Genomic DNA, 23,933 nt, shown 5'->3' with positions numbered 1-23,933 from the left:
TTATAGGGTATATGTTAATGAAATAACAAGGTTTCTTCCTGGTGATGCTATCCCGGAGGAATAGGTTTTATAGCGCTGATCGGTTATATTTTCTAATCCTCCAGAAACCAATAAACCTTTATTAAAGTTATATTGTGCTCTTAAGTTTAAAGTATACCAAGATGGCGCATAAGGATTCCCATCAGAGTCTTTAGCATAAATATAATCTTTACTTTGTTCAGAAGGTGCCAATTGATTGTATGATAACTCGCCGTTATAATTCGCAAATAAATCTACTTTCAATCTATTCTTGCTCCATATTAAATGGGTATTACCGAAATTAGGCGTCACATGCCTAACAGGAACATCAACACCATGATCATCTTCTGTACCACCTGTAACATTATATTGTGATGTTAATCTAAAGGCATCAGAAAAATTGATTTTTAATCCCAGTTCAAAACCATAAATATGAGCTTCTGAAGCATTTTGAATAGCTTGAACTGTACTCAATTCACCGTCATATATTACTTCTGACTCACCGTTTAAAGTATAGTCTTGTCTTACTAAAGAATTGTCTAAATAGGTATAATATGTCGCTAAATCCAATAATACAACGTTGTCAAAATTCAATAATAATCCCAGTTCACCTCCATAAGCGTATTCTGGTTTTAAGTGATCGTTAGGTACTACAACAGAACCCGGTTCGGAATCAAATACCTTACCCACGTCATCTATATTTGGTGCTCTAAATGCCGTTGAAAGATTAAACTTCCATTGTAACATTTCATTTGGATTCCAGCTTACACCTGCAGTCCCAGTCAGGGCTCCAGAATTAATTTTAGATTCATTGAAAGGCAGATTCAAATAGATGTTATTTTCAGTAAAATCTGCTTTTGAAAATACTTGATTATAACGTAATCCTGTTTGAAAAATAAAATTCGATTTAGGTTTATATTTTAAACTGGTATAAGCTGCTACAGATTGCCAATTGGAATGGTTAGGGTAACGTGAAACGGTAGGTTTTTTGACTCCTGAAACAATATCTTCTTCATCCCCTTTGGAGTGTACCAAATTAAAAATGTATTCGAAACCATAAAACAGTTCTGTTTTTACACTTAATTGTTTTTCAAAATCAAAATTGGTCGAAAGAGCATCTACAGACTCTTCTCTATTATTTTTAATTTCAGATTGAAAATTTCTATCATGACGACTTTCCTTAAAGTTTTGATAAGCTATAGTCGTTTGAATTTTATCATATAAATTAGAGCTGCTACTTAATTTTGTTAATTGAAAATTAGCCATAAACCATTGTTGAGGTCCATAATACCATTCAGCTGAACGAAGGTTTTCGTCTCTATACCTTATAAGTCTGTCGTATCTAGAATAATCTGATGTTGTGCTATAGTAAACTCCTAAATCAAAATGCAAATTATCATGATGCTCATAACGTGCTTTTTGCATGACATTTAATTGGTTAAATCCTGTTGGGACTTGCGATTCCGGGTTGCTGTTAGGGATAATTTCATCTACACCATTAACTGTCTGAACGTATTCAGGCCGTAAATAAACATCTGGACCATGCGAGCCCATTCTTAAATCATCAAAATCACTAAAACTTATACTGGTTAGAAAGGCCCATTTTTTAAGACCAAAATTTACATCAAGATGCCCTGTTTTTTCGTTATTTGCCGAAGCATATCGAGCAAATGCATTGGCTTTAAAATATAAGTCGTCTTTATAGGATAACTGTGGCTTTTTAGTATAAAAACTCATGACACCACCAATGGCATCGCTTCCATAAACAACTGAACCCGCACCTAAAGTAATTTCGGTATTTTGAATACTTAACGGATCTATTGAAACAACATTTTGCAGATTGCCACTTCTAAAAATAGCATTGTTCATCCTAACACCATCAACTGTAATCAATAAGCGGTTAGTAGAAAACCCCCTAATCATAGGGCTTCCGCCACCTAATTGGCTCTTTTGAATATAAACATTTCCTGTGTTTTCTAATAAATCTGCACTAGTTTGGGGATTAAAAAATGTTATTTCCTTTGAAGTTAGACTAATAATTTTTTGAGGTACATCTCGTTTACTTTGCTCGAATTTAGATGCAGATATAACCACCTCATCCAAATTTACTCTAGCGTTTAAGTAAACTAAATTATTAGCTGCTGTAATTTCTTCTTTAGTTAATTCAATAGGTTTATGTCCTTCCCTTTCGAATAATAATAGTGCATTTTCGGTAAAATTATCTAGAGTCGCTTGTCCATCTAGATTCGTTATAACAGATTTATTTTTCGATGATATAATTACACCAGCTAACGGGATTTCAGAATCTTTCTCAATTACTGTAATTTGCTGTGCTTGCATATAGAATGTGCTCAATAAAAACAAACACAAGAGTATCTTTAGTTTCATGAATGAAAACAAATAGGTCTTTAGTTGGTTAATTAAAAACTTGGTTTAACACTAATAAAGACTTCGGCTTCTTAAAGTTCCCTAAATGTAATTCAAAATACAACAAAAGAGCATTTAAAAAGGATTGCCTTTGGTTAGCGTTTAATTTTAATGTATTTAAACCATCAAATTTCATGCCTAATAGGTGTTTTAAAATATCATTATTTTTTACCGATAAAGAGTGTTTATTTAAGTCTTTTTCAAACTGCCCAGTTTCTAAATTAAAAATGAAGTGATTGTTTACTGACTCTTCTGGATAAAATCCCAAATGCTTTGTTAACTTAAGAAGAAATAGAATGTGGAAATTTGCAAATTGGTTGTCATTGTCCAGCCACAGCAATGCGTTTTCTAAAAAATCATATAAGTCTTGATTTTGCTCTTCTTCCTTAAGGATAATTGAGAGTACTTCTGTCAGAAAAATAACTATCGAGCTCTTTAGAACATTAGAATGCAGTGTGCTGTATGTATTATTAAGCTTAACTTCTGAAATATAATGAAGGTTTTGGTTGTTTCTGTAGTTTTCTTCTATAAGTAGCTGAGATAGTAGCTGAAAATAAGCAACTGTATTTTTTTTCTTAAAAGCATTTTTAACTAAATAACTAACTACACCGCGTTTTTCTGTATAGCATTTTACGATTAAATCGTTGTCACGATATTTAATCTTTGAAAGGACTATAGCTTTATTTGAGGTTCGCATTACCTAACCACCATAACTTTTAATACTTTGGTTTCAAACGTATCCAAATCATACAGCATCACTAAATACACTCCTGAACTCACCACATTATTATATAGGTTTTTTCCATTCCAAAAGGCAGTACCCCCATCAATTTCAAGGTTATATCCTCTATACCTTAAGTTTGTATTAGATGTTGCTTCGGCTACCAAATTACCTTCAATATCTAAAATCTTCACGTTGACATTGTCAGAAAGGCCATTAATTTTTACTTTTTCTTCAATTATATTGAAGTTAGGCCTAACAGGATTGGGATAAATAAATGCGCTTTCAAAGTTATCTTGAGGTTCAGAACCTCCTGCTCGGTATGAAACTAAACCTTTATCAGTTGCTATGTAAACTTCACCTGAAGCGTCATCAATTGACACATCTACAATATTATTTGATGGTAGTGGAGAATTATCTTTAGTGAAGTGATAAATTGTTTCCTGACCATCTGATGAAAAATAAAAAATCCCAGAACCAATAGTTGCCACCCATTTATTATTAGAACCATCGACTTCAATATCTGAAACAAATTGCTGAAAAAGTAATTCTTTAGGCACGCCTTCTTCCAAAATAATAATAGACTCAACATTTACATCATCGTTAAAAAAATTGGATGTATTGTATAAAACTCGGAGTCCATTGGGTGTTCCCAACCATATTTGATTTCTTCTATCCAATGCAAGAGCTGTCACAAAACTAGAAGGCATGTTGTCCTCTTCACTGTTAATACTTTTTAATTGTGTTCCGCTATTGGTTTCATTAAACCCTATTAGTCCATAGTTATATCCTCCTATCCACTTTGTACCATTATTGTCAATCACTACTTCATCATAACCCCACTCACCAGACAACCCATCTTGAATTAGACTAGTAAAATCATAACCTTGCCATTGTCCAGTTGAAGGATCATAGGATTTTAAAGGCCTATCAACACGACCTGTCATTGTCCATAAAATACCATTTCTATCAAAATTGGATGCACATTGCCTGATACTTTTAAAATTAGGGTTTGAGGGTACCACTAAAGATTCTAATCCGCTATTATCTTCATTGTACAAAATGGTGGGAGAGTCATTATTTACTTCCAACAGACCATCCTGAAAAGAACTAACAAATATTTGATTCAAATTAAAAGGGTTAATTGCTATTTTATTTAAATTTTTGGCTCCTAAAACACTATCAAAAGGAATGTTTACCCATGTTTCACCTTGCAAATGACTTAACCCTCGACTTTGTAATGGTGAAGGGTGAAATGTTAACGAATAATCACCATAAGTTAACCATAAGTTATTCTGCAAAGCTTTTATTGAAAAAGAGTCATTAAGTAATGGACCTGATGGATGAGTAATTTCAAATTCAATTGGGTTGAGATATTCAACTTTGAGTATCCCGTGGTTATTTGTGCCTATATACATATAATCACCAATGATTGTTGCATTTAACAATTCAGTATCATATGTACTATCTATAATTATTTCGCTTATCAAAGCGAAATTAGAATCATAAACAAATACTCTGTCTATTAATATTATTAATAAAAAGTTTTGAACACTTCTTACATCATTTGGACGAGTATCAAATCTCGTTAATTCTATAAAATTGGTGTTATTAATTTCAAAAAGGCGTCTGTCAAATCTTAAAGCAAATAATTTATCATTTAAACTTTCTATTGCTAAGAAATTTCCAGCTCTCACATTATCCCATTCATTAAAATCCACTAAATCAGAACTCGCAACTAAAGCTCTTTTAACACCGTTATTATCTAAACAAGAGGCGTATATAAACTCATTAAAGATTGTAGTTTGAGTAATTCTTATTTGAGCGCCTCCATTTCCAATAAAATAAGTGTCTCCAAATTCCAAACGTGCTAAATCGTAAACAGAAATCCCATAATCAGTAGATATGTATATATAACCATTATACTCGTTAAAATGATTTATTCGCTTGTTAGTCGGCGGTATTGTTGGCTTTTCAAGAATGTCAATTACCGTTAAAACATCATCATCATTATCAAAGACAAGATCCATTAATCCATTTTCATAACCAATTACAAGTGTCTCATAAAGCTCACTATAGTATATTTGTGAAATTGTCTCGCCAGAAAGTCCATTAATAGTAGACAGTGTTTCCATTTCTAATGTAACGGGATCATAAATAAACACGGCGTTCTCTGCTGCGGCATACAACTTACCATTACCTTGTGAAACGTCTTTGATATTTAAATACGAAAAATGACCCTCCCAAAAATTTGAAAAATCTTGAGAAAATCCCAGACATGGTAATAATAAGATTAGTAATATGCAGATTTTCTTAATCATAGTGGCTTTTTAAACAGTCAAATATATTTAATAGTAACGAGTTTAGAATAGATTTAATATGATTTAAACAAAAAAAGCTTTCTAAAATTAGAAAGCTTTTTTAATTATAATAATTGAATTTACACAACTCCTTGTGCCATCATAGCATCTGCAACTTTAACAAATCCTGCAACATTTGCTCCTTTTACGTAATCTATATAGCCATCAGATTGTTTACCATAAGTAACACAAGACTCGTGGATATCATTCATAATCTGATTTAATTTAGCGTCTACCTCTTCACGTGTCCAATTCAATCGTAATGAATTTTGACTCATTTCTAAACCTGAAGTAGCTACACCTCCTGCATTAGATGCTTTACCTGGCGAAAATAAAATTTTAGCTTTTTGGAATGTTTCAATTGCTTCTGGTGTAGTTGGCATATTTGCTCCTTCTGCAACCGCAATAACATTGTTTGAGATTAATGCTTTAGCTTCCTCCTCATTTAGCTCGTTTTGAGTAGCACATGGCAATGCAATATCACAATTTACACTCCATGGTCTTTCATTAGCGTAAAACGTAGCTGAAGAATACATTTCAGCATATTCATTAATTCTTCCTCTTTTAACATTTTTAAGCTCCATAATAAATGCTAGTTTTTCAGCATTTATTCCTTCTGGGTCGTGAATATATCCTGAAGAATCAGACATAGTAACAACTTTTCCACCTAATTCAGTCGCTTTTTCACAAGCGTATTGGGCAACATTTCCAGAACCTGAAACAACTACCGTTTTACCTTCAAATGAATCACCTTTTGTAGCCAACATATTTTTCGCAAAATACACACAACCATAGCCTGTAGCTTCAGGACGAATTAACGATCCTCCATAAGACATCCCTTTACCGGTTAAAACACCTGTAAACTCATTACGTAGTCTTTTATATTGTCCAAACATATATCCTATCTCTCTTGCTCCTACACCAATGTCACCTGCAGGGACATCAGTATTTGCACCGATATGTCTGAATAATTCTGACATAAACGATTGGCAAAAACGCATAACTTCATTATCACTTTTTCCTTTAGGATCAAAATCACTACCTCCTTTTCCGCCACCCATAGGAAGCGTAGTTAGTGAGTTTTTGAAAACTTGCTCAAATCCTAAAAACTTAAGAATGCTTAAATTTACTGAAGGGTGAAAACGCAAACCGCCTTTATATGGACCAATTGCAGAGTTAAACTCTACTCTATAACCTCTATTTACTTGAGTATTTCCGTTGTCATCAATCCAAGGTACTCTAAATATTATAGTACGTTCTGGTTCAACCATACGTTCCAATAACATTTTTCCTTGATATTTTGGGTTTTCCTCAATAAAAGGAATAACTGTTTCTGCCACTTCATGAACAGCTTGCATGAATTCAGATTCGTGACCGTTCTTTTGTTTAACACTATCTAAAAATGCGTCAATTTTTTGTTTCATTTCTTTGTTTGTTTAAGAAATCAATAATATTAAAATTTATGGGCACAAATATACGTTATCTTTAAAAAAGAATACTGTTTTTTTTATATTTCGTAATGTGTAATTAAAAATACTTTTAATGTTTAACAAAGTATTAATTTAATGATTTGCTAATATGTTGTTTTATCTAATTTATTTGGTAGGTAATGGTGATTTTATATATTTGTTAACAGTTTGCTCTAAATCGTGAAAATCATATTATGTTCAATTTGAAACAATTAACCCTAGTACTAATCTTGATTGTTGGAATGCAATCGGGATTTTCACAGCTTGGATTTTCTCATGAAATTGGAGCTATTATTGGTCCAGTTCAATTCAGGTCTGATTTTGGCCAAAGAGGTCATGAGGGTACCAATTTTGGTAATACAGGTATTGGTATTGGTATAGTTCATTATATCAACTTTGCTTATCGAGCTGATTGTAATTGTTATTCTACAGACACTTATTTTAATGATCACTTTAAATTACGAAGTGAAATTTCGTATAATACCACAAAGCTAAACCATTATGGCGAATGGGTTGCCCCTGATAAAACAAGTGCAAATGCCGATAAGTTAAGAGCCCATAGCGGTGAAGCTAATAACTTTGATATAGGTATGCAAATTGAATACTTTCCTAAAAGTATTCGTGCGTTTCAAGCCTTTAGTTATCGTTTAGCGCCTTTTATTAGTTTGGGTGTGCATTATACATCTTTCAATCCAAAAGCTTATACAAATTATGTTAATCCAGATACTGGAATAGCTGATGGTAATATTCTAAATTCCACTAATTTCTACTCGTATTGGGAACCTGGCTCCATTAACCCTGAATCCGGGAGTACGTGGTCTACTGTTGCCAGTATTGGTTTTCGTTACAAAATAGCGCCTCTTTCAGATTTAATGCTTGATTTGCGTTGGCAATATTATTTCAGCAATTGGATTGACGGATTAAGCCATCAATTACCTTCTGACAAAGTTAACGATTGGTTAGTTTGGCTGAACTTTGGCTATATTTATTATTTAGATTAAAAAAGCTATAAACATAAAAAAGCCCAAGGATTAATTTTCTTGGGCTTTTTGTTTTTAATCAGTCTTAATGAAGAATTATCCAATTGCTAGTCTTAAATCATTAATCAAATCGTCAATATCTTCAATACCAACACTTAATCGAATAAGCGAATCTACAACACCTGTTTTTTCACGTTCTTCTTTTGGAATACTGGCATGTGTCATACTAGCTGGGTGACCAGCAAGAGATTCTACACCTCCTAATGATTCAGCCAAAGTAAAAATCTTTAAATTTTCTACTATTTTAATGGCTTCTTCATAATTGTTGCCTTTAGTCGTGAAGGATATCATACCGCTAAAACCATTCATTTGTTCTTTTGCAATATGGTGGTTAGGATGATTCTCAAATCCTGGCCAATATACATTTTCAACTTTAGGATGATTTGCTAAATACTCTGCAATGGCTTTACCATTCTCACAATGACGTTGCATTCTTATATGCAAGGTTTTGATACCTCTTAAAACCAAAAAGCTATCTTGAGGACCACAAACCGCCCCACTAGCATTTTGAATAAAGTATAATTTATCGGCAAGTTCTTGATCTTTAACAATTAAGGCTCCCATAACCACATCGCTATGGCCTCCTAAATATTTAGTAGCAGAATGCATCACGATATCGGCTCCCAAATCTAAAGGTTGCTGTAAATAAGGTGTAGCAAATGTATTATCGACGGCCAATAACAGGTTATGCTTTTTGGCAATTTCAGAACAGGCTTTAATATCTATAATATTCATCATTGGGTTAGTTGGTGTTTCAACCCAAATTAATTTGGTATTGTTGTTAATGTAAGATTCTATATTATCGGCATTCTCCATGCCAATAAAATGAAACTTTATCCCAAATTTCTTGAAAATAGAGGTAAATAGCCTGTATGACCCTCCATACAAATCATTTGTTGAAACAACCTCATCACCTGGTTCTAAAAGTTTTATTACAGCATCTATTGCTGCCAAACCAGAACCAAAAGCCAATCCAAACTTACCATTCTCGATACTTGCTAATGCTTTTTCTAAAGCCTGTCGAGTTGGGTTGTGAGTTCTTGAATATTCAAAACCTTTGTGGCCTCCAGGTGTACTTTGCGCATAAGTTGAAGTTTGATAAATAGGCGGCATAACAGCTCCATAAGCCTTATCATGTTCTTGGCCGCCGTGTATTGTTTTTGTATTAAATTTCATAGGTATTATTTATTTTCACAAAGTTAGATTTTAATTCGGTCTATTCAAATGCAATAATTATCTTTAATTCACCAAAATTGAAATTGATAATGCGTTTTAAATATATATTCCTACTTGCTTTTGTTGTTATAAGTTTTATTTCATGCATAGACGATACAAAAGTTGAATTTTCTGAAATAAACATTACGACTCCTAAAAACAATATTGTAGAAATAAACATACCTAAAGCTTCAGGTGTTAAAACTGTAGCCCAAAATATTAATTCCACTATTACATCGGGAATTATTGATTATTTAAAAGTTGGCGATTTAGATACCATCCCTAAATCTAGTGTGGAAGACGCTATTAATACTTTTAACAACGAATATGAAAATTTTAAAACAGATTTTCCTGAAAGTGCTATAGAATGGGATGCGCAAATTGATGGAGAGGTCATGTATCATTCTGAAGTAGTAATTTCAATTGCTCTTACAGCTTACCAGAATACTGGAGGGGCGCATGGTATTTTGAATATTAGCTTCTTAAATTTTGATGTCGAGACCGGAAAATTAATTAGTAATGAAAATCTATTTTCAGATTTTTCTGCTTTTAAAGAATTTGCCAAAGAGTATTTTAAAAAAGAAATAGCGGGTAACGAAGACCAATATTTTGAACCCGAAAAATTCACCATGCCAGCAAATATTGGTTTTGATGATGAGGGTGTTTTTCTGCTTTATAATACTTACGAAATTGCGCCCTATTCTACTGGGTTAACTGAAATACATATTCCTTTTGACCAAGTGAGTATACTACTAAATTACATGTAAAAACTATACCAATTTTCTGAGGGCCAAAATACTACCTAAATGAATACCCTCATGAAAATTATTAAAATCTATAGCTTCCTGAACACAGGTTAAGGTGCTTTTTGTACTCACTGTATATTCTTCAAAATCTTTAAAAACATTATTATTATAATCCATTTTTGTTTTTTCAATTGGTGTAAATAACAAGCTTTTAATTTCATCAACTTCAACCTGTGATAAATCTCTTTCGGGTTTTGTGCCTTTTTTAAATCGCTCAATAAACTCGTTTGAAACAACATAGGGCAATCCAGACAATCTGTAAATTAAAATCTGTTGCGTCGCAATAACATGGGCTATATTCCAAATAATGTTATTGCCAAACCCCTTTGGAACTTTATTTAATTGATCTAAAGAGCAACTATCTAAAATAGACTCTAGAATATTTCGGTTTTTTAAGGTAATATCAAATGCCCAATCCATAGGTTTTATTTTGTTTAAAATTACTAATTTATAGTAAAATGAACTTACTTTGCAACTTAATTTCAGCACATGAAAAAAATATATTATCTCAAAACCTGCAATACGTGTCTACGTATTTTAAACGAATTGCAGCTTGATTCTGATTTTGTTCTACAGGATATAAAAAGCGAAGCTATAACTGTTAAACAACTTGAAGAAATGCAAGAACTATCGGGAAGTTACGAATCGTTGTTTAGTAAACGAGCTAAGCTATACAAAGAAATGGACTTAAAAAATGCCAATCTTACAGAAGCAGATTACAAACATTATATTTTAGACCATTATACGTTTTTAAAACGCCCTGTAATAATTTTCGACAAGCACATTTTTATTGGAAATTCTAAAAAAACAATAGCCCTAGCTAAAGCAACTATTAGTGAATAGCAATCGAATTTTTGCCCTTGTTGCGGCTTTTTTGGTCCAAGTTATTTACGGCCTATCGTTTACTTTTGCAAACGATGTTATTGATGCTGGTTATATTAAACCTTATGGTTTTATTCTCCTTCGCATTATTGGCGCAGCATGTCTTTTCTGGTTATTAAGTCTATTTACTCCCATTGAAAAAATTGAACGTAAAGACTATATTAAGTTCTTTGTTGCTTCAATTTTTGGTATTGCATTAAACATGCTAACCTTTTTTAAAGGTTTGGAATTTACCACACCTATTCACGCTTCGGTTATTATGACGGTAGTTCCCATTGTTGTATTGGTGCTTTCTGCTATTTTTTTAAAAGAACGCATTACACATCTCAAATTTCTAGGAATTCTTCTAGGGTTTTCTGGTGCTATTATATTAAGTATTTACGGAAAATCCACACAAATTGGCGACAACATATTACTAGGCAACACTCTTGTTTTTATTAATGCGGTCTCGTTTAGTTTATATCTTATTTTAATAAAGAAGTTAACCGATAAATACCATCCGTTCACTTTTATACGTTGGCTGTTTTTATTTGGATTAATTATGGTAATTCCGTTTGGTTTTGGCGAACTATCAGATGTTGTTTGGTCATCATTCCCGCCTTATATTGTATTTTCGGTAATATTCGTAATACTTGGTGCCACTTTTGCAACCTATTTATTAAACCCTTTAGCTTTAAGACATTTAAAGGCTTCAACAGTTAGTACATTTTTATATATTCAACCTGTAATTGCAGGTATATTTGCCATAATTATGGGCAGTGACACTGTAAACTCAATAAAGTTAATTGCTGCAGCTTTAATATTTACAGGTGTATATTTGGTAACCAAAAAACCTAGACTAAAGACTTAAATCTACTGGGCGTTTTTGGTATTTACGTGTATCGGCTTTTGTTAACGTTTTAAAATCTTTTGATTTTGGAAACCGGTTGGCGCAAGCCATCAATTCATCATTCAAATGGGTTAGTTTTCTAGTCTTAAAACTCATCCAAGCCCCAAGCATCTCGCAATGCGCTATGTTTTTACCTTTACCATCATAAAAATTATGGTTAAAACTAAAAAACATACCATCTTCACTTAAACCCGTAACCTCTAATCCAACAGTTATTAAATCACCTATATGGGCTTCTTTAAAATAATAAATATGCTCATAAAAAACTACAGGTGCCAAATCGTGTTTTGCAATTTCATGAAGTGAAAATCCATATTCTTCAAAAAAAGCCATTCGTGTATGGCTCATAAAATTCACATAAGATGAATTGGCCAAATGCATATTAGCATCTAAATCATTCCATCGTATTTCAAATTGTTTTGTAAACATCTTACCATTTTTATACTTCAAAAATACAATTTTAAGGCTGAACGCATTAATCTTAATTCTGTTTTCAAAACCTTCAGTTTTAGTTACCTTTGTATCACTTTAAATATACTTATGATACATTCAATGACAGGATATGGTAAATCTGTTTTGCAGTTACCTACCAAAAAAGTAACTATCGAAATTAAATCGCTTAACAGCAAAAACCTTGATTTGAATGCTAGAATGCCTTCAATTTATCGTGAAAAAGAGTTAAGTCTCCGTAAACTGATTGGCAAACAATTGGAACGTGGTAAGATAGATTTCTCTATTTATGTGGAATCTACAGGAGAAGAAACCACTTCTGAAGTTAATGAACCTGTTGTAAAACAATACATAAAACAACTCAAGAACGTAGTTAATGGTGATGACACCGAATTATTGAAAATGGCTGTTCGCTTTCCTGATGCTTTAAGTACAGCCCGAGAAGATATTGATGAAAATGAATGGCAAGCCATTTTAGACGAAATTAAAGCTGCGTTAAAACGCATTGACACCTATCGGTTGGATGAGGGAAAAGTTTTAGAAGCAGATTTTAGAGACCGTATTCAAAATATTGATGAATTATTGGATCGGGTAATAACTATGGATCCTGAACGCATTGAAGCCGTTCGCGAACGCTTGCGAAAAGGTGTGGAGGAACTTAAAGAAAAAGTAGACGAGAACCGTTTTGAACAAGAATTGGTTTTCTATATTGAAAAGTTTGACATAACTGAAGAAAAAGTGCGTTTGAAAAATCATCTGGAATACTTTATAAAATCACTTGATTCCGTAGATTCCAATGGTAAAAAATTAGGGTTTATTAGTCAAGAAATTGGTCGCGAAATAAACACCATAGGTTCTAAAAGTAATTATGCGCCTATGCAAAAATTGGTTGTTCAAATGAAAGATGAACTCGAGAAAATTAAGGAACAATTATTGAATGTTTTATAAATATGAATAAAGGAAAATTAATTGTGTTCTCGGCACCTTCAGGGTCAGGAAAAACAACTATTGTTAGACATTTATTGGGTATAAAAGAGCTGAATCTGGAATTTTCAATTTCAGCTACATCGCGTGAAAAACGTGGCGAAGAAGTACATTCTAAAGATTATTACTTTTTATCTGCCAAAGACTTTAAAACCAAAATTAAAAACGATGAGTTTTTAGAATGGGAAGAAGTATACCGCGATAATTTTTACGGTACTTTAAAAACAGAAGTCGAACGTATTTGGGCACTTGGTAAGCATGTTATTTTTGACATTGATGTTTCTGGTGGCTTACGTATTAAACGTAAATTTCCAGAGCAAACTTTAGCTGTTTTTGTAAAGCCTCCAAGTATAGACGAGTTAAAAATTAGGCTTAAAAAACGTAAAACCGAAAGTGCAGATAAAATTAACATGCGTATAGCCAAAGCCTCTGCTGAATTGGCAACCGCTCCTTTGTTTGATGTTATAATAGAAAACGACAATTTAGAAAAAGCGCTTAAAGAAGCTGAATCCGTTGTGTCAGAATTTATAAATAGTTAAAATACTATGAAGGTTGGTTTATACTTCGGAACGTTTAACCCTATTCATGTTGGCCATTTAATTATTGCCAATCACCTGGCTGAAAACAGTGATTTAGACCAAATATGGTTGGTTGTTACGCCTCAAAGTCCGTTTAAGAAAAAGCAGTCTATGCTTGACAATTACCAACGGTTGGAAATGGTTTATCGCGCCACAAAAGATTACAATAACTTATACCCGAGCGATATTGAATTTAATCTACCACAACCTAACTATACCATTAACACTCTAACATATCTACAAGAAAAATATCCAGATAAAACGTTTTCTCTAATAATGGGAGAAGATAATTTAAAAAGCTTTCACAAATGGAAAAACTATAAGCTTATTCTGGACAGTCATGAGATATATGTATACCCGCGTATTTCTGAAGGCACCATTGAGACACAATTTGATAATCACGAAAGTATACATCATATAAATGCTCCTATTATTCAACTATCATCTACGTTTATTAGAAAGGCTATAAAAGCAGGGCAAAATATAAGACCTATGTTGCCTGAACATGTTTGGGAATATGTTGATGAAATGAATTTTTACAAGTAAATAGCCTATAATAACTTTCATAAGAATAAAAAAAGCCAACTGTTTTAAGTTGGCTTTCTAAATTATAAGCGATTATTATTTTTCGTCCGAGAAATAACATTCAGATTGAGTCGCTTCAACATACATAGCCCAGCTATTTCCGCCAAAGTCTAAACCTTCTGCCCAAGCAGTCTCTTCACCGTTTGGACCAGTTACCACAGCATGAGCAGCAAAACAATAAACGTCGTTTAAAGCTTGCCTATTGACATAGTAAACAACTTCATTTACACCTTCACTATGCGTCGTACCGTGTTCAAATCTTCCAATTGTTGGATTTCCAGAACCTGTAGTTGGTATGTCTTGCTCTCCACAATTACCTATGCTTAAATGAGTGGCGTTAATAACCCAATCTTCATGGGTTGAATATTTTAAAATTAAATCATCTCCTTCAATATCAACCGTTACCTGTCCTGCTTCATATTGTTGCCCAGCAATTAGCTGTACATAAATACAAGTGTCGTATAACGGATTTCTTTGAGATTGGTTATTAAACTCTTGAACTCTGAAATCTGGCGTTTTACTTGTCTCTAAATCATTTAGTTGAAGTTCTTCTGTATTACAACTAAACAAGGTAATAAATGCCAAAACAGCTGATGATAAATTAAGTTTTTTCATGATAATAGTTATTTGGGTTACGAAGACTAAATTATAGGCAATCGGTATTGACACCATAAATTTTCGATGTTTCCCTTACTTTTTTCGTTTAAAAAATAAAAAATAGATGAAACACATTTTTTAAGGATGAAATTTCACATATTATTGATTTACAATTTATTACACTGAATATTTAGCTGTTTTTAAAAACCATAACCCTAATAACGGTACTATCTGAAACAAAAAAAGCCAACTTAATAGTTGGCTTAACAAAATTTATTTTAGAGTTCTTAATCTAAAGCGGGAATACGCAATACTTGACCAGGATAAATTAAATCTGGGTCTTTAAGCATCGGTTTATTTGCTTCAAAAATTACGGGATACTTCATAGCGTTACCATAATAGTGTTTAGCAATTTTGCCAAGTGTGTCTCCACTCACAACAGTATGAAATTGTGCTTCGGGTTCTGTATGCTCTACCGTCATTTGATCATCAACAGTTGCTATTCCATTTGAATTTCCAACAACTAAAACCACTTTCTCTCGCGTAGCTTGATCAAAAGCCATTCCGCATATTGTGGCTGTATCGTCTTCAATTTTAATATTTAAATCTTCAACTTGCAGTTGTAAATCGCTAACTGTTTCCTCCAAACGATTGGCTGCGGCCTCTTCCCTGCGTAGTTTTGCTGCTGCAGCATCTGCCGCTGCTTCAGCAGCTTCTTCAGCTGATGTTTTTCCTATTCCAAAAATTTTGGCTCCTGCATCTTTAATGAATGAAAATAATCCCATAGTTCGTCTTCTGTTTATAGTTAATAAATGTAAATTTTAATTTCTATTAAAGTTAATAAAAAAGAAACTGCCTGCTACTAATTTCACAGACAATTTCTACCAACTAAATCCTTAATTTAAACAATAACTTGTTTTTTATTTCAACCTTATATCTATTTTGACACAATATTTTCTAAAAGGTCACATTTAAATTTTAAAAATTAAATACGCTTACTGTCTCTAGGGTTATCCTTACGTTCAGCTTTAAACTTTCGTTTTTTTAATTCTTTGGTTTGTTTGCCTTCAGAATTTCTCATAAACTGAATATAACCTCTACCTCTAAACTCATATATAGTTTGCGATGCTGGATGATACAATTCAATCAAGCCATCGTTAAGTACGCTTAACTCAAATATTTCATTTCCATAATAATCGTAGTTAAGTGTCAATCTTTTTAGATACATATTTCCTGGTATATTACCTACGCCATAAACTCCAGTATAATCCCAGTAAATATTATTAGGATTACTAATATTCACATCCTGCGAGCTTCTAAATTCAGAATCATTGCCTCCAGCTAAAAACTGCAAATAGTTTTCATAATCAAAATCATTTACGGTTCCTGTAGGACTCGTATAGGTTTTCTCCCAAGCTTGATATTCTTGAAGGAAGTAATGTATATTGTCGTAAAACACAAAGTCATAATCAAAATTGGAGCGTTGATATCCATTTAAAAAATAGGATGTATCGTTATTTGGGTTATATAACTCAATGGTATTATTGTTTATTTGGTACACATCAAATGTTTGATAGCCATCAATGTCATGATAAACATCCAAAATCATATTATAGGCATCGTAATCTCCAACCGGTATTCCATAACCATTTCCTTGACTGCCAATACCTACTAGGTTGTTATTTGCCCAAAGTGTTCCGTTTCTAAACGAAACGGTAAAAGCAATTTGTAAAAAAGGAGTTTCTCCATAACCTATGGTTTCATTAATATCAACATACCATAGCTCGTAAGAACTCAATAACTGATTTAACGAAATAGAAGGTGCTGGTTGTGGGTTGTAGGTATCAACTATTATCTCTTCTGTATAGCAAGACGTAAATAGTGTTCCTGAAACCGCAAAAATCAAAAGTAATTTTAAAGTCTTCATAGGGCTCTCGTTTTAAAGTTATTACTTAACACATTTCAAAACATGTGCCAAAAACCAAAAGCTTCTCTAAATCAGATGTTTTTAAAGCGGCATTTTTTGTGTACTTTTGATTTGTAAAACAATTAAGAGTTTATGGACAAACCTTTAAAGTATGCGGTATTTGGAGCAGGTAGCTGGGCAACAGCTATTGTAAAAATGTTATCGGAAAATTTAAAGGAAGTTGGTTGGTACATGCGCAGTGTTTATGCTAAAGAACACATTTTAAAAGAGTACCATAACCCCAGTTATTTAAGTTCGGTTGAGTTTAAGGTCGATCAGCTTAAGTTGAGTAATGATATTAATGAAATGGCCAGCTATGCCGATGTATTGATTTTTGTTATTCCATCGGCTTTTATGCATAGTGAGTTGGAAAAACTCACTGTCGATATTACGGGTAAAATAATCGTTTCAGCCGTAAAAGGTATTATTCCTGAATCGGGTTTATTGGTTGGTGAGCATTTTCATGACATTTACCACATTCCTTTTGAAAACATTGCGGTGATTGCTGGTCCTTGTCATGCCGAAGAGGTGGCTCTGGAGCGCTTATCGTATTTAACCATTTCTTGTGCCGATGCCAAAAAAGCACAAACCATTGCCAATGCCTTATCAAGCGACTATATAAAGACCAAAATAAGCGATGATATTATTGGTACTGAATATGCGGTGATGCTAAAAAACATATATGCTATTGCCGCAGGAATAGCTCATGGCTTGGGTTATGGTGATAATTTTCAGAGTGTGTTGATGAGTAATGCCATACGCGAAATGAAGCGTTTTATTAAGAAAATGCACAAAATGAAACGCAACATTAACAACTCGGCATATTTGGGTGACTTATTGGTTACGGGTTACTCGGTGTTTTCCAGAAACCGCATGTTTGGCAATATGATAGGTAAAGGTTACACCGTAAAAAGTGCCATGATGGAAATGAATATGGTTGCCGAAGGCTATTATGCTACCAAAAGCGCGCATTTACTCAACGAGAAGAACAAAAAGAAAACCCGATTACCAATTATTAATGCCGTCTACGATATTCTTTACGATGGGAAAGATGCCAAAAAGGTGTTTAAAAAACTAACCGAGAAGCTAGATTAGAGCAATATGAAATATATTTTACTAAATCTACTATTTATAACTGCCTTAAGTTTTTCTCAAAAACGTGAATTTGTTTTTGATTATTTACTTGAATATGAAATAACTTTTCACAAACAGAATTTTACTGAAGCTAAATATTACTTAACCAATTCAAAAGACAATAGTTATGTAGGAATATTAAAAGAAGCTGATAGCTCATTTTTTGAGTTAGTGCTTAGGCATCATGGCAAGGCATATTCTAAAGTAAAACTTTTAAAATCAGAATTTTATAAATCAAGATTTATAAACATTTCATGTAAAAATGTCGAAATACAAACAAAAAAAATTAAAATTAAAGATAACATACTTGAATCTACAAAGGATACTTTAATAGAAGGTAACAACTACTATTTGCATAAAATAGAACTGAAAAACAAACCAAAAAAAGAAAAAAGAAAAAAAGGATTAATTACTAAATATTATATTATTAGTAAAACTTCGGTTAATCACTTGCCTGTATTTGAAGGTATTTATGGTTATGAAAGATGGTTGAAATACGAAAACATGCCTAATGGAATTTATAATCAACAACTTCAAATCGATTTGCTTAATCAGCCACATGCTACTGAAATTTTACAATCATATCATAATATTGACAAGAAAATAATGATATTAGGAGATTGCCCCGAACCCATAAAATTTAACACAAGATTTTAATTGCTGATTTTTACATTCCCAAAAAAATAGTCGAAATTCGTTCACAACTGATATAAACAATTCATATCAGAACGTAAACGAAACTATTTCACCAACACCCCTTTTTCCTGCATTAAAGGTAAGTTTTGCAGGGCATTTTTGTTAATGGTATTTTTTCTAAACAAGTAGGTCTTGTCGTACATCGTATTGCCTTCAAAAAAAGTAACTTTAAACTCGTTATTAAGCTTTAACACCGCTTCTTGCAAATATTCTATTTTGGCGAAGCTTCTGGCAGGTAGCATTTTGATGGTATGCCGCATAACAGGTGTTATTTTATCGGCGCTATAGCCCTTAGTAGTAATTAAAATGGTATCTAAATCAACTTCCTTGTTGTTGATAATGTAGGCATTCCAATCGTACGTTTGGTGCTCCTTATTAAACTCGTTGACAACAGCTACATAAACGTCAGTAACTTTTGGAATTTGGATGTCTTTTTTCATTACGCCTTAAAGTGCCGACTTAAACTGCTCTAAAAAGCGTACATCATTCTCGCTCAACAGACGAATATCGCCAATTTGATGCAAGAGCATGGCTATACGATCAATACCCATACCAAAAGCAAAACCTGAATAGGTTTTAGAATCTATACCGCAGTTTTCCAAAACATTGGGATCAACCATACCACAGCCCATAATTTCAAGCCATCCTGTTCCCTTCGTTATTCTATAATCAGTCTCTGTCTCAAGCCCCCAATATACATCTACTTCAGCACTTGGCTCGGTAAATGGAAAATAGGATGGACGCAATCTGATTTTAGACTTACCAAACATTTCAGTAGTGAAATATTGCAAGGTTTGCTTTAAATCGGCAAAGCTAACGTCTTTATCAATATATAAACCTTCTACTTGGTGGAAAAAGCAGTGTGATCGTGCTGAAATCGCTTCATTTCTGTAAACACGTCCAGGAGAAATGGTACGAATAGGTGGTTTGTTGTTTTCCATATAACGCACTTGTACCGAACTGGTGTGTGTACGCAATAAAATATCTGGATTGGTTTGAATAAAAAAGGTATCCTGCATATCACGCGCAGGATGATATTCCGGTAAATTCAATGCTGTAAAATTGTGCCAGTCATCCTCAATTTCTGGGCCTTCACTCACATTAAATCCAATTCGCGAAAAGATATCAATAATTTGGTTTTTAACAATGGAGATGGGATGTCTGGCTCCAATTTCAATTGGTTCACCAGGACGTGACAAATCACCATAAACACCTTTGACTTCTTCCTTACTCTCTAGTTCTTCCTTTAAGGCATTTACCTTGTCTTCAGCTGTTTTCTTTAAGGTATTAATTACCTGACCAAATTCCTTTTTTTGATCGTTAGCCACGTTTTTGAATTCCTTAAAATAATCATTAAGCAACCCTTTTTTTCCTAAATACTTAATACGAAAAGCTTCAACCTCTTCTTTAGATTGTGTGCTAAACGCTTCGGCCTCAGCAATTAATTCTTTTAATTTATCTATCATGATATCTCTAAAATGCGTGCAAATTTAATAAATCTTTATTCTATAAACTCGGCTTCAAGAAAATAGTTTACAATGGCTTCTTTCATAAGCACGCTTTGCTCACCTGCTTTTAAGTTTGGTAGTTGTTCTTTTACTTTGTAATGTGGCCATTTATCATCATCATAATAATCAAATTCATAGTAACCATAAGGCTCTAGCAACCTACAAATGGCAATGTGCATGAGATCGAGCTTGTGGTCTTTTTTAAATTTTCTATTAAATTGCCCTAGTTCCTGAACACCTATTAAATAAATTATAGCGTCTAAATCCAGTATGTCACCATCAGCAAATTGTTTGGATAACTTGCTAACTACCAATTCCCATCGTTGTTTTAATTCTTCGTCTCTGGACATAATAATTTTAAAAAAGCAAAGTTACAAAGTAGATAGATAGCAATACTTTATATTTGCTTAAAATGTTTTGAGTTATGGCTATAATAGACATTGTACTAGTTGCATTATTGGGTTTCGGACTAATTCGAGGCTTTTTCAAAGGTTTTTTTGTTGAAGTAGCATCGTTAGTTGCACTTATTGCAGGAATTTATGGTGCAATTCATTTTAGCTACTATGTTGCAGATTTGTTAATTGAGCATGTGGATTGGAGTGAGAAAACCATAAACATAACAGCTTTTGCTATCACTTTTATTATTATAGTATTGGTAATTGCCTTAGCCGGTAAAGCACTTACCAAATTAGCCGATTTTGCTGCTCTAGGGTTTTTGAATAAGTTGCTTGGAGGTATTTTTGGTATTCTAAAAATAGGTTTAATATTAAGCATCTTACTCATTATTTTCGATAAGATGAATAGCACCATTACATTTGTGGACGAGGAACACACTCAAGACTCCATTTTATACGAACCTATAAAATCTTTAGCTCCCATGTTGTTCCCAACCATTATAAAGGCTGATGACATAGACAATCAAGGCGAAATTGAAACCGAATAAAAAAAGCTATTTATTAATAACTTTTAAATTATTCTAAATGATAAATCTCCATAATATCTTTCAAGTACTTTACAAAATCAATATTAAGGTCAATTAGTTTTCCGGTGTGAACATCAAAAACCCACCCATGGACTTTTAAACCTCGATCTCTATACGCTTTTTGAACAGCTGCAGTTTTAATAAGGTTGACACATTGTTCCTTAACATTAAGTTCAACCAGTCTGTCATACTTCCTTTCATCATTTTGAATTGCATTTAACTCATCTTTATGAAGCCTATATACATCTCTAATATTTCTCAACCAACCATTTAAAACACCCAAATCTGCAGATTGCATAGCAGCCTTAACACCTCCGCATGCATAATGCCCACATACTACAACATGATTTACTTTTAAATGTGAAACAGCGTACTCTACAACTGACATGGCATTCAAATCTGTTCCTGAAACCATGTTTGCAATATTACGATGTACAAACACTTCGCCTGGTTCGGCTCCCATAAGCTCTTCGGCCGTCACACGACTATCCGAACAACCTATGTACAATAAATCTGGGCTCTGGCCTTTTCCCAATTCATCAAAATAGTTGCTATCTATAGATAACTTTTCCTTTATCCAAGTTTTGTTATTATCAAAAGCTTTGTCAATGTTCATGTTTTTTCTAACTTAATATGTGTCTTTAATATTTTCCTTTATCCAGTTTAAACAGGATTTAAAATTCTTAAAAATATGTTCTTTGGGTATCATATCAGGAATAATGTCAATACGTTCCATCATATACTTTGGCTGCTTGAGTAAGTCTACAAATAAAACAGTAATACCTTTACTACTTAAATCTTGTAGCATATCTTCCATAGCGTACAACCCTGACTGGTCCATATATTGCATGCGCCCCAATCTTAAAATTACGGTCTTAGCCGTATTGGGAATTTGAAGTGCGAGCTGCTGAAAATCACTTGTAGAACCAAAAAACAAAGGCCCTTTTAAGTGTTTAATAAACACTTCCTCTTTAAGATTGCTTGGAAATTCAGATTCATCTGCCCAAGCTTCTTCTTTTAAAGGTTTTACATCGGAACGTTCTGCTGTTAAATCTCCTATTTTTTTCATGAACATAAGCGATGCAAATACAAGCCCAATACCTACGGCATACACTAGATTCCAAAAAGTAGATAGTATAAGAACCACTAACATTATAACAACTTCTGAACTGAATTTGATAGGCCCTAACCTAATGTCTTTTGGTAAACTAGGAATGGCCTTCAAGCCTTTATAGTCCATTACACCTATACCAACGGTAATTAAAATTCCTGCCAATACTGCTGCTGGGATTTTTGAAGCTAAGTTAGGTAATCCAGGAATCAACAAAATACACAATAACAGTATACCTGCTATCATTCCTGAAAGCTTGGTTTTTCCTCCAGAATTAATGTTAACTACTGTTCTAATGGTTGCTCCTGCACCTGGTATACCTCCAAATAAAGCAGCTATAGAATTGCCTATACCTTGCCCAACTAACTCTTTATTAGGTTTATGTTTGGTCTTGGTCATATTATCTGCAACAACACTTGTTAGTAAAGAATCTATAGCTCCCAACAATGCCAAAGTAAGTGCAGTAAATATGTAAGGCGCAATAGCTTTTAGTTTAAAACTGGTTATAATGTCTAAATTAGGGATTGGTAAACCTTCTGGAATCTTTTCAATTGGTCTATAATCCAAAGCAAAGCCCATTGCAATACCAGACATCAACACTAATGCTACCAACGTGCTCGGTATAACCGTAGTTATACGCTTAAAGCCATATATAATAACTATGGTTCCTAAAGCTAAAAGCAGTTCCAACCAACTAATATTCTGTAATGCTCTAGGAATAACCTTTAAAGCGCCCAATGCCCCTGAAGCTTCTTTAGCTGCCAACGTTTGCGATTCCTTTAAAATATCGTCTTCCGTTATAAGATGTGCCCGATTTATGGTTTCCTTGAAATCTTCAAGTACCAAAATACCCTCGCCCGCTTCTTCTCGTAAGATGTTTTCTAAAATCAACTCCTCGGCTTCAGGTTTAAATTGTTGAACAAATTCCATATCCTCTCTTGGATAATATCCTAAAGAAGGGAGTACTTGAGTAAGCAGTATAATAACTCCAATAGCTGTCATAAAACCAGAAACAACAGGATAAGGAATATACCTAATATACTTTCCTAACCCAATTGCACCAAGTCCTATTTGCATGAGACCAGCCAATAAAAAAACCGTTAAAATAGCAGGAAGTGCTTTATTTACATCTCCATCATTAGTTGCTATTATACCAGCGATAACCACCATACTTACAGCTGTCATTGGAGCAGTAGGCCCAGAAATTTGGGTGTTTGTACCTCCAAAAAGGGCAGCAAAAAAGCTTATAAAAATAGCGCCATAAAGTCCAGCGCTAGGCCCAAGACCCGAAGACACTCCAAAAGCTAGCGCCAATGGCAAAGCAACTATCCCAGCGGTAATTCCACCAAAAGCATCGCCTCGTAAATTCGAAAATAATTTTTTCATGGTAAATTCTATTGATTTTGGTCTTGCCCTAATTTACAGTTTTTTATTTTAAAACTCTTTCTTAAATAAAAAAAGGCAAAGACAACCAAAAAGGCTGTCTCTGCCAAATATTTTTTATTTTAAAAGCTT

25 protein-coding genes are annotated in these 23,933 nt (G+C 33.3%); 10 read left to right on the top strand and 15 right to left on the bottom strand.

The window, feature by feature from the left end; translation table 11 throughout:
* The 4 genes from K7G76_RS01775 to gdhA form a co-directional block, all read right to left on the bottom strand.
* On the bottom strand, positions 1-2,406 hold the full coding sequence (locus K7G76_RS01775) for a TonB-dependent receptor (protein WP_223032486.1): 2,406 nt from the start codon (positions 2,404-2,406) through the stop codon (positions 1-3).
* A 28-nt stretch (positions 2,407-2,434) separates the two neighbouring features.
* The gene (gene recO, locus K7G76_RS01770) at positions 2,435-3,142 is read right to left on the bottom strand and encodes a DNA repair protein RecO (RefSeq protein WP_223032485.1); all 708 of its coding nucleotides are present in this window, start codon (positions 3,140-3,142) and stop codon (positions 2,435-2,437) included.
* Positions 3,142-5,487: a type IX secretion system anionic LPS delivery protein PorZ gene (gene porZ, locus K7G76_RS01765; RefSeq protein ID WP_223032484.1), complete on the bottom strand. Its 2,346-nt coding sequence runs from the start codon at positions 5,485-5,487 to the stop codon at positions 3,142-3,144. Before porZ ends, recO begins: the two co-directional genes overlap by 1 nt.
* Before the next feature lie 119 nt (positions 5,488-5,606).
* Positions 5,607-6,950 carry an NADP-specific glutamate dehydrogenase gene (gdhA, locus tag K7G76_RS01760; RefSeq protein ID WP_223032483.1) on the bottom strand — a complete coding sequence of 448 codons (1,344 nt, stop codon included), beginning with the start codon at positions 6,948-6,950 and terminating at the stop codon, positions 5,607-5,609.
* Positions 6,951-7,189: 239 nt separating this feature from the next.
* Between gdhA and K7G76_RS01755 the strand changes: the two genes are divergently transcribed.
* Positions 7,190-7,996, top strand: coding sequence for a THC0290_0291 family protein (locus K7G76_RS01755; RefSeq protein WP_223032482.1), 807 nt, complete (start codon positions 7,190-7,192; stop codon positions 7,994-7,996).
* A gap of 75 nt (positions 7,997-8,071) precedes the next feature.
* On the opposite strand, the gene K7G76_RS01750 is transcribed toward K7G76_RS01755, so the two are convergent.
* A complete protein-coding gene (locus tag K7G76_RS01750; RefSeq protein ID WP_223032481.1) occupies positions 8,072-9,211 on the bottom strand; it encodes a cystathionine gamma-synthase in 1,140 nt (379 codons plus the stop codon).
* A gap of 89 nt (positions 9,212-9,300) precedes the next feature.
* Here K7G76_RS01750 and K7G76_RS01745 point away from each other — a divergent pair, with 89 nt between their 5' ends.
* Complete coding sequence (locus tag K7G76_RS01745; protein ID WP_223032480.1) at positions 9,301-10,017, top strand: DUF3298 and DUF4163 domain-containing protein; 717 nt, start codon at positions 9,301-9,303, stop codon at positions 10,015-10,017.
* A gap of 3 nt (positions 10,018-10,020) precedes the next feature.
* Here the strand turns inward: K7G76_RS01745 and K7G76_RS01740 are convergent, their stop codons facing one another.
* Positions 10,021-10,476, bottom strand: coding sequence for a DinB family protein (locus K7G76_RS01740; RefSeq protein ID WP_223032479.1), 456 nt, complete (start codon positions 10,474-10,476; stop codon positions 10,021-10,023).
* A 69-nt stretch (positions 10,477-10,545) separates the two neighbouring features.
* Between K7G76_RS01740 and K7G76_RS01735 the strand changes: the two genes are divergently transcribed.
* Both K7G76_RS01735 and K7G76_RS01730 read left to right on the top strand, forming a co-directional pair.
* Positions 10,546-10,899: an arsenate reductase family protein gene (locus K7G76_RS01735; protein ID WP_223032478.1), complete on the top strand. Its 354-nt coding sequence runs from the start codon at positions 10,546-10,548 to the stop codon at positions 10,897-10,899.
* On the top strand, positions 10,892-11,788 hold the full coding sequence (locus K7G76_RS01730; RefSeq protein ID WP_223032477.1) for a DMT family transporter: 897 nt from the start codon (positions 10,892-10,894) through the stop codon (positions 11,786-11,788). Before K7G76_RS01735 ends, K7G76_RS01730 begins: the two co-directional genes overlap by 8 nt.
* Here K7G76_RS01730 and K7G76_RS01725 read toward each other — a convergent pair.
* Entirely contained in the window at positions 11,777-12,256 is a 480-nt protein-coding gene (locus K7G76_RS01725; protein ID WP_223033582.1) for an acyl-CoA thioesterase, read from the bottom strand. The genes K7G76_RS01730 and K7G76_RS01725 overlap by 12 nt on opposite strands.
* A gap of 111 nt (positions 12,257-12,367) precedes the next feature.
* Between K7G76_RS01725 and K7G76_RS01720 the strand changes: the two genes are divergently transcribed.
* The 3 genes from K7G76_RS01720 to nadD are packed head-to-tail and all read left to right on the top strand — an operon-like array spanning position 12,368 to position 14,385.
* A complete protein-coding gene (locus K7G76_RS01720) occupies positions 12,368-13,225 on the top strand; it encodes a YicC/YloC family endoribonuclease (protein ID WP_223032476.1) in 858 nt (285 codons plus the stop codon).
* Positions 13,226-13,227: 2 nt separating this feature from the next.
* Positions 13,228-13,800: a guanylate kinase gene (gene gmk / locus K7G76_RS01715; RefSeq protein ID WP_223032475.1), complete on the top strand. Its 573-nt coding sequence runs from the start codon at positions 13,228-13,230 to the stop codon at positions 13,798-13,800.
* A gap of 6 nt (positions 13,801-13,806) precedes the next feature.
* Positions 13,807-14,385, top strand: coding sequence for a nicotinate (nicotinamide) nucleotide adenylyltransferase (gene nadD, locus K7G76_RS01710; protein ID WP_223032474.1), 579 nt, complete (start codon positions 13,807-13,809; stop codon positions 14,383-14,385).
* Between the two features lie 75 nt (positions 14,386-14,460).
* Here the strand turns inward: nadD and K7G76_RS01705 are convergent, their stop codons facing one another.
* From K7G76_RS01705 to K7G76_RS01695, 3 genes are all read right to left on the bottom strand, one after another.
* A complete protein-coding gene (locus K7G76_RS01705) occupies positions 14,461-15,039 on the bottom strand; it encodes a hypothetical protein (RefSeq protein ID WP_223032473.1) in 579 nt (192 codons plus the stop codon).
* Positions 15,040-15,308: 269 nt separating this feature from the next.
* Positions 15,309-15,806 carry a peptidoglycan-binding protein LysM gene (gene lysM, locus K7G76_RS01700; RefSeq protein ID WP_223032472.1) on the bottom strand — a complete coding sequence of 166 codons (498 nt, stop codon included), beginning with the start codon at positions 15,804-15,806 and terminating at the stop codon, positions 15,309-15,311.
* Positions 15,807-16,006: 200 nt separating this feature from the next.
* Positions 16,007-16,948, bottom strand: a complete 942-nt coding sequence (locus K7G76_RS01695; RefSeq protein ID WP_223032471.1) for a nicotinic acid mononucleotide adenyltransferase — start codon at positions 16,946-16,948, stop codon at positions 16,007-16,009.
* A gap of 132 nt (positions 16,949-17,080) precedes the next feature.
* On the opposite strand from K7G76_RS01695, the gene K7G76_RS01690 reads away from it, so the two are divergent.
* Complete coding sequence (locus K7G76_RS01690; protein WP_223032470.1) at positions 17,081-18,082, top strand: NAD(P)H-dependent glycerol-3-phosphate dehydrogenase; 1,002 nt, start codon at positions 17,081-17,083, stop codon at positions 18,080-18,082.
* Between the two features lie 6 nt (positions 18,083-18,088).
* Positions 18,089-18,778, top strand: a complete 690-nt coding sequence (locus K7G76_RS01685) for a hypothetical protein (protein ID WP_223032469.1) — start codon at positions 18,089-18,091, stop codon at positions 18,776-18,778.
* An 83-nt stretch (positions 18,779-18,861) separates the two neighbouring features.
* On the opposite strand, the gene K7G76_RS01680 is transcribed toward K7G76_RS01685, so the two are convergent.
* Genes K7G76_RS01680 through K7G76_RS01670 form a run of 3 tightly spaced genes read right to left on the bottom strand, consistent with a single transcriptional unit; the run spans position 18,862 to position 20,675 of the window.
* Positions 18,862-19,257 (bottom strand): hypothetical protein, encoded by a 396-nt coding sequence (locus K7G76_RS01680; protein ID WP_223032468.1) that lies wholly within the window; start codon positions 19,255-19,257, stop codon positions 18,862-18,864.
* Positions 19,258-19,263: 6 nt separating this feature from the next.
* Entirely contained in the window at positions 19,264-20,283 is a 1,020-nt protein-coding gene (gene pheS, locus K7G76_RS01675) for a phenylalanine--tRNA ligase subunit alpha (protein ID WP_223032467.1), read from the bottom strand.
* 35 nt (positions 20,284-20,318) lie between these two features.
* Positions 20,319-20,675 (bottom strand): hypothetical protein, encoded by a 357-nt coding sequence (locus K7G76_RS01670; RefSeq protein ID WP_223032466.1) that lies wholly within the window; start codon positions 20,673-20,675, stop codon positions 20,319-20,321.
* 74 nt (positions 20,676-20,749) lie between these two features.
* Here K7G76_RS01670 and K7G76_RS01665 point away from each other — a divergent pair, with 74 nt between their 5' ends.
* A complete protein-coding gene (locus tag K7G76_RS01665) occupies positions 20,750-21,268 on the top strand; it encodes a CvpA family protein (protein ID WP_223032465.1) in 519 nt (172 codons plus the stop codon).
* Positions 21,269-21,296: 28 nt separating this feature from the next.
* On the opposite strand, the gene K7G76_RS01660 is transcribed toward K7G76_RS01665, so the two are convergent.
* Together K7G76_RS01660 and K7G76_RS01655 are read right to left on the bottom strand one after the other, a co-directional pair.
* On the bottom strand, positions 21,297-21,923 hold the full coding sequence (locus K7G76_RS01660; protein WP_223032464.1) for a carbonic anhydrase: 627 nt from the start codon (positions 21,921-21,923) through the stop codon (positions 21,297-21,299).
* Between the two features lie 12 nt (positions 21,924-21,935).
* Positions 21,936-23,804, bottom strand: coding sequence for a SulP family inorganic anion transporter (locus K7G76_RS01655; RefSeq protein WP_223032463.1), 1,869 nt, complete (start codon positions 23,802-23,804; stop codon positions 21,936-21,938).
* Between the last annotated feature and the right edge of the window lie 129 nt (positions 23,805-23,933).

The organism is Hanstruepera marina (assembly GCF_019880635.1).
Classification (GTDB): Bacteria; Bacteroidota; Bacteroidia; order Flavobacteriales; family Flavobacteriaceae; genus Hanstruepera; species Hanstruepera marina.
The sequence above is the reverse complement of the archived record's forward strand: the minus strand, read 5'-3'. Positions and strand labels throughout refer to the sequence as shown.

Bases quoted from the DNA above. Each gene is read 5' to 3' on its own strand.
- K7G76_RS01775 (WP_223032486.1), bottom strand. From the start codon at position 2,406: ATGAAACTAAAGATACTCTTGTGTTTGTTTTTATTGAGCACATTCTAT.
- recO (WP_223032485.1), bottom strand. From the start codon at position 3,142: ATGCGAACCTCAAATAAAGCTATAGTCCTTTCAAAGATTAAATATCGT.
- porZ (WP_223032484.1), bottom strand. From the start codon at position 5,487: ATGATTAAGAAAATCTGCATATTACTAATCTTATTATTACCATGTCTG.
- gdhA (WP_223032483.1), bottom strand. From the start codon at position 6,950: ATGAAACAAAAAATTGACGCATTTTTAGATAGTGTTAAACAAAAGAAC.
- K7G76_RS01755 (WP_223032482.1), top strand. From the start codon at position 7,190: ATGTTCAATTTGAAACAATTAACCCTAGTACTAATCTTGATTGTTGGA.
- K7G76_RS01750 (WP_223032481.1), bottom strand. From the start codon at position 9,211: ATGAAATTTAATACAAAAACAATACACGGCGGCCAAGAACATGATAAG.
- K7G76_RS01745 (WP_223032480.1), top strand. From the start codon at position 9,301: ATGCGTTTTAAATATATATTCCTACTTGCTTTTGTTGTTATAAGTTTT.
- K7G76_RS01740 (WP_223032479.1), bottom strand. From the start codon at position 10,476: ATGGATTGGGCATTTGATATTACCTTAAAAAACCGAAATATTCTAGAG.
- K7G76_RS01735 (WP_223032478.1), top strand. From the start codon at position 10,546: ATGAAAAAAATATATTATCTCAAAACCTGCAATACGTGTCTACGTATT.
- K7G76_RS01725 (WP_223033582.1), bottom strand. From the start codon at position 12,256: ATGTTTACAAAACAATTTGAAATACGATGGAATGATTTAGATGCTAAT.
- K7G76_RS01720 (WP_223032476.1), top strand. From the start codon at position 12,368: ATGATACATTCAATGACAGGATATGGTAAATCTGTTTTGCAGTTACCT.
- gmk (WP_223032475.1), top strand. From the start codon at position 13,228: ATGAATAAAGGAAAATTAATTGTGTTCTCGGCACCTTCAGGGTCAGGA.
- nadD (WP_223032474.1), top strand. From the start codon at position 13,807: ATGAAGGTTGGTTTATACTTCGGAACGTTTAACCCTATTCATGTTGGC.
- K7G76_RS01705 (WP_223032473.1), bottom strand. From the start codon at position 15,039: ATGAAAAAACTTAATTTATCATCAGCTGTTTTGGCATTTATTACCTTG.
- lysM (WP_223032472.1), bottom strand. From the start codon at position 15,806: ATGGGATTATTTTCATTCATTAAAGATGCAGGAGCCAAAATTTTTGGA.
- K7G76_RS01695 (WP_223032471.1), bottom strand. From the start codon at position 16,948: ATGAAGACTTTAAAATTACTTTTGATTTTTGCGGTTTCAGGAACACTA.
- K7G76_RS01690 (WP_223032470.1), top strand. From the start codon at position 17,081: ATGGACAAACCTTTAAAGTATGCGGTATTTGGAGCAGGTAGCTGGGCA.
- K7G76_RS01685 (WP_223032469.1), top strand. From the start codon at position 18,089: ATGAAATATATTTTACTAAATCTACTATTTATAACTGCCTTAAGTTTT.
- K7G76_RS01680 (WP_223032468.1), bottom strand. From the start codon at position 19,257: ATGAAAAAAGACATCCAAATTCCAAAAGTTACTGACGTTTATGTAGCT.
- pheS (WP_223032467.1), bottom strand. From the start codon at position 20,283: ATGATAGATAAATTAAAAGAATTAATTGCTGAGGCCGAAGCGTTTAGC.
- K7G76_RS01670 (WP_223032466.1), bottom strand. From the start codon at position 20,675: ATGTCCAGAGACGAAGAATTAAAACAACGATGGGAATTGGTAGTTAGC.
- K7G76_RS01665 (WP_223032465.1), top strand. From the start codon at position 20,750: ATGGCTATAATAGACATTGTACTAGTTGCATTATTGGGTTTCGGACTA.
- K7G76_RS01660 (WP_223032464.1), bottom strand. From the start codon at position 21,923: ATGAACATTGACAAAGCTTTTGATAATAACAAAACTTGGATAAAGGAA.
- K7G76_RS01655 (WP_223032463.1), bottom strand. From the start codon at position 23,804: ATGAAAAAATTATTTTCGAATTTACGAGGCGATGCTTTTGGTGGAATT.